Source organism: Klebsiella sp. Ech2A (genome assembly GCF_030078455.1).
Taxonomy (GTDB): Bacteria; Pseudomonadota; Gammaproteobacteria; order Enterobacterales; family Enterobacteriaceae; genus Klebsiella; species Klebsiella terrigena.
This window is the reverse complement of sequence record NZ_JAQGFU010000270.1, coordinates 1-4,555: the sequence shown is the minus strand read 5'-3', so window position 1 is coordinate 4,555 and position 4,555 is coordinate 1. Positions and strand designations below refer to the sequence as shown.

6 protein-coding genes are annotated in these 4,555 nt (G+C 54.8%); 3 read left to right on the top strand and 3 right to left on the bottom strand.

Translation table 11 applies throughout. The features are described 5' to 3' along the window. Nucleotides 1–496, bottom strand: a 496-nt coding sequence (locus tag PFH44_RS25115; protein ID WP_283826507.1) for a thiolase family protein, incomplete at its 3' end; no start/stop codon positions are given. Between the two features lie 159 nt (nucleotides 497–655). Continuing rightward, nucleotides 656–940, bottom strand: coding sequence for a YfcZ/YiiS family protein (locus tag PFH44_RS25110; protein ID WP_041146616.1), 285 nt, complete (start codon nucleotides 938–940; stop codon nucleotides 656–658). Nucleotides 941–1,046: 106 nt separating this feature from the next. Between PFH44_RS25110 and PFH44_RS25105 the strand changes: the two genes are divergently transcribed. After that, the gene (locus PFH44_RS25105; RefSeq protein WP_283826506.1) at nucleotides 1,047–1,220 is read left to right on the top strand and encodes a hypothetical protein; all 174 of its coding nucleotides are present in this window, start codon (nucleotides 1,047–1,049) and stop codon (nucleotides 1,218–1,220) included. A 91-nt stretch (nucleotides 1,221–1,311) separates the two neighbouring features. Continuing rightward, complete coding sequence (fadL, locus tag PFH44_RS25100; protein WP_283826505.1) at nucleotides 1,312–2,634, top strand: long-chain fatty acid transporter FadL; 1,323 nt, start codon at nucleotides 1,312–1,314, stop codon at nucleotides 2,632–2,634. 62 nt (nucleotides 2,635–2,696) lie between these two features. Here fadL and mlaA read toward each other — a convergent pair whose 3' ends face one another. Next, nucleotides 2,697–3,458, bottom strand: coding sequence for a phospholipid-binding lipoprotein MlaA (gene mlaA / locus PFH44_RS25095; protein ID WP_045856136.1), 762 nt, complete (start codon nucleotides 3,456–3,458; stop codon nucleotides 2,697–2,699). Between the two features lie 270 nt (nucleotides 3,459–3,728). Here mlaA and PFH44_RS25090 point away from each other — a divergent pair. Further along, a partial coding sequence (locus tag PFH44_RS25090) for a formate/nitrite transporter family protein (RefSeq protein ID WP_283826504.1) occupies nucleotides 3,729–4,555 on the top strand: 827 nt, incomplete at its 3' end.

Below are 4,555 nucleotides of genomic sequence, written 5' to 3'. Positions count from 1 at the left end.
GCAGGGGCAGGCGGGAAAAGAGCTTCAGCCGCTGGCCGAGGGTGCGCGCCTTATTGGCATCCACCAGCGTGCGGGCCAGCTTTTTACTTACGCCGATAGGCAGCACCGATGAGGAGTCGGCGCCGCCGGCAATGCCCGCGCGGATCGTTCCGGCCATCAGGCTTTCGGCGACGTTGGCGACGGCCTGGAAGCTGGTCGCGCAGGCGCGGCTGACGCTGTAGGCATCGGTGTGCACGCTCATGCCGGTGCCGAGCACGATCTCGCGCGCAATATTCGGCGCTTCCGGCATCTGTACCACCTGGCCAAAGACCAGCTGTTCAATAATCTGCGGGGGAATATCGCTGCGAGCCAGCATTTCACTGATGACCATTTTTCCCAAATCAATCGCGGGAACGCCGTGAAATACCGTTGCCTGACGGGCAAACGGAGTACGTAAACCGCTGACGATGGCAATGCGATCGCCCTGACGGGTGACAAGCGGTAGTGCCTGACTCATAACTCTCCCCTGTTAACCGATAAAACCAAGTGGTCTGACCTGATAACAGTTTTAACTAATTTTTTACATTAAGCCAATCGGAGAAGCAAAAAAGTGGGAGCCAAAACACATTGAAAGGAGAAGATGGCGCCCCCGCAGAAAGGGGGCGTCAGAACGGAATTAACGCAGGCCGAGCTGGAAAATCAGGGTTTCCGCTTCGCAGCAGAATACAAAATCGATATCCAGCTGCACGCCGCCTTCAACCTCGGTAAAGGTCGGGATAATTTTGCACGGATCGGATTCCACGCCGCGGGCTCTTTCGCTCAACGCCGCCAGGGTTTCGTCGGCTTCAGCGCGGTTGGCAAACACGCGGCTGTAAGAGGCGGTGCAATCGGTGTTGTCCATAATGGTGCCAACATCCATACAGCAGCAAACCGGGGTTTCATCTGCACTAACTTTACTCATCGTAGATTTCCTCTGTATATGCACGCAAGGTGCCAGACAATTAATAGGCTTATTTTACGCCCGGGCGAGGAGTGCCTCCAGTCGTTAATGATGACAACGGCGCTAAGTGACCGAAATCACACTTAAAAATGATCCAAAACAAGAATTACCCGAATCAGCCCCCCTGGACGAAGGCAAATTTGCCGGCTGGATCGCTTTTTTCGTATCACAATTGAAAAATCCCATAAACAAACTTGCAACATATCATCTGGTCAGACCTATACTCAGCGCACTGGTCTGATTTCTCTGTCGTAAAGCAGACCCTACACTTCGCGCTTCTGTTACGGCATGTAACATAGTTTGAATAAAAATAACTCAATGAGGTTATGGGCATGAGCCAGAAAACCCGCTTTACCCAATCTGCCCTCGCAGTGGCTGTAGCACTTGTTTCCACACAGGCCTGGTCAGCAGGCTTTCAGTTAAACGAATTCTCTTCATCAGGCCTGGGTCGCGCCTATTCCGGTGAAGGCGCAATTGCTGACGATGCGGGCAATGCCAGCCGTAACCCAGCATTGATTATGATGTTCGATCGTCCAACCATGTCTATGGGCGCGGTATTTGTCGATCCCGATGTCAACATCTCGGGCAAGTCGCCAACGGGCAAAAGCCTGAACGCCAATAATATTGCGCCAACCGCATGGGTACCTAACTTCCACTTCGTGTCGCCGATTAACGATCAGTTTGGCTGGGGGGCATCGATTACCTCTAACTACGGTCTGGCTACCGAGTACGCCGACGATTATGCCGCCGGCAGCATGGGGGGGAAAACCGATTTAACCACCGCCAACTTCAACCTGAGCGGCGCCTATCGTCTGGACAGTCACTGGAGCTTTGGCTTAGGGTTTGACGCGGTGTATGCGAAGGCCAAGATCGAGCGCTACGCGGGCGATCTGGGGCAGATCGTTGCCGGTTCCGGCGCCCTGCCGCCGCAGCTGGCGGGCCCGGTATCGCAAATCCCTGCGGATACGCAGATTGCACACCTGAACGGTAACGCCTGGGGCTTCGGTTGGAACGCCGGTATTCTTTATGAACTTGATAAGAATAACCGCTATGGCTTCACCTACCGTTCTGAAGTGAAAATCGACTTTGACGGTAACTACAAAAGCAGCCTGCCGTCAGCGTACAACCAAATCCTCGGTAATTTCGGCCTTCCGGCGGGGACCAACGGTCAGACTACCAATGGTTCTCTGACCCTGAACCTGCCTGAAATGTGGGAGCTGTCCGGCTATAACCGCGTCGCACCGCAGTGGGCGGTTCACTATAGCCTGACCTATACCAGCTGGAGCCAGTTCCAGGAGCTGAAAGCGACCGGCAACAACGGCGAGACGCTGTTCTATAAAGATGAGAGCTTTAAGGACGCCTACCGTATCGCGCTGGGTACCACCTATTACTACGACGATAACTGGACCTTCCGTAGCGGTATCGCCTTCGATGATAGCCCGGTTCCAGCCTCTAACCGCTCCATCTCCATTCCGGATCAGGACCGCCTGTGGCTGAGCGCGGGTACCACCTACGCCTTCAATAAAGATGCATCCGTAGACGTTGGCGTCTCCTACATGCACGGCCAGCACGTAGAGATCAAAGAAGGTCCTTACACCTTCCGTTCTGAAGGTAAGGCCTGGCTGTACGGCGCAAACTTCAACTACCGCTTCTGATAAGCTGACGGCATAAAAAAAGGGTGAACGCGATGTTCACCCTTTTTATTTATATCAACAGATTACTGCGAGTCGATATCTTTCAGATCGCCCTCAATCGCCTGGGCGTTCGGGTTATCTGCCGGCGTGAGCTTGCCGCCGCTCGCGATAAAGTCATGGCGCTGGAAGTAGGCTTCACGCACCAGGATATACGGATCTGAGGACTGGCGCAGCAGGCCATCGGAATCCAGCAGCTGGGCTCGGGTCTCGACCCCTTCAACCGCCCACTTACCGATAGACATCGGCCAGGTCAGCCAGGAGAGCACCGGATAGAGCCCGTCAGCCATATCACCGCCTTCATCACGCAGCGTAAAGCTTCCGTAGAACGGCAGCTGTACGTACGGGCCGTAGCCAACGCCGTAGTGACCCAGAGTGCTACCAAAGCGATGCGGCTCGACGCGCTGCAGCTGCGGATTAGCCATCCCGGCGACGTCAATCAGGCCACCCATCCCGAGAATGGTGTTAAGGAAGAAGCGGGTAAAGTGCACCATACCTTTATAGGGATCGCCCTGCAGGAAGTAGTTGGCCATCACCGCCGGTTCTTCAAGATTGCTGGTAAAGTTGCTCAGCCCATTACGCGCCGGCTGCGGGACATAGTCACGCCATGCCACGGCTACCGGACGCAGAACGTACGGGTCCACCACGTTAAAGTTGAAGTTGAACATCGTACGGTTAAACCCTTCAAGCGGGTCTGAACGCCCCTGTGGCGAATCGCCAGGGCTGGAACTGGCACATCCCACCAGCAGTGTGGCGCCGAGCGCAAGCGCCGACAGGCGATAATTCATAGGTGTGTCTCCCTGTTAATTTTGGCTATCGCTGTGGGTCATCCGGGGACTGCAGCCTCCATGAAGATATCGCCCGAAGCAAGGTGCACTCTGGTGCCTGCTTTCAGCATAGCCCTCTTTGGTATAAGTATTGCGTCCTGATTCTATACATATTTTGCAATATCCGTATTGCTATTCTTGTCATTGCCTAAAAAATAGGAGGTTCACCAGCACAGTACGCGAAAAATATCTCTACGCTTATGATAATGAAAAATCATTGAGGGAAGTGGCATGACTCCATATCCGGAATCGCCCGATCGCCGCAGCGGTAAAGAAGAGATAGAGGTTGAGAGCGACGAGAAACAGCAGGGCGAGGAAATAGAGGTGGATGAGGATCGCCTCCCCTCTCGCGCCATGGCCACGCATGAGGAGATCCGCCAGGAGGGGCAGAAGGAGCTTGAGCGCGACGGCATGGCTCTGCTTTGGTCAGCGGTCGCTGCGGGCCTGTCGATGGGCGCCTCGCTGGTAGCCAAAGGCATTTTTCACGTGCATCTTACCGACGTAGCGGGGGGGTACCTGCTGGAAAACCTCGGTTACACCTTCGGTTTTATCATCGTTATCATGGCTCGCCAGCAGCTGTTTACCGAGAATACCGTGACCGCGGTGCTGCCGATCATGCATAAGCCGACCCTCGGTAACATCGGCCTGTTATTACGTCTGTGGGGCATCGTGCTGGCGGGTAACCTCCTCGGCACGGCCATCGCCGCGTGGGCCTTTGATGTTATGCCCATATTTGACCCTGCCACCCGCGACGCCTTTGAGAAGATCAGCTTCAAGGTCATGCAGAATACGCCGGGCGAAATGTTTGCCAACGCGATTATTTCCGGCTGGCTGGTGGCAACGATGGTGTGGATGTTCCCCGCCGCCGGTGCGGCAAAGATCGTGGTCATAATTATGATGACCTGGCTTATTGCACTCGCCGATACCACCCATATTGTGGTCGGCAGCGTCGAGATATTTTATCTGGTCTTCAACGGCTCGCTGCCGTGGCAGGAGTTTATCTGGCCATTCGCCCTGCCGACGCTGGCCGGCAATATTTGCGGCGGGACATTTATTTT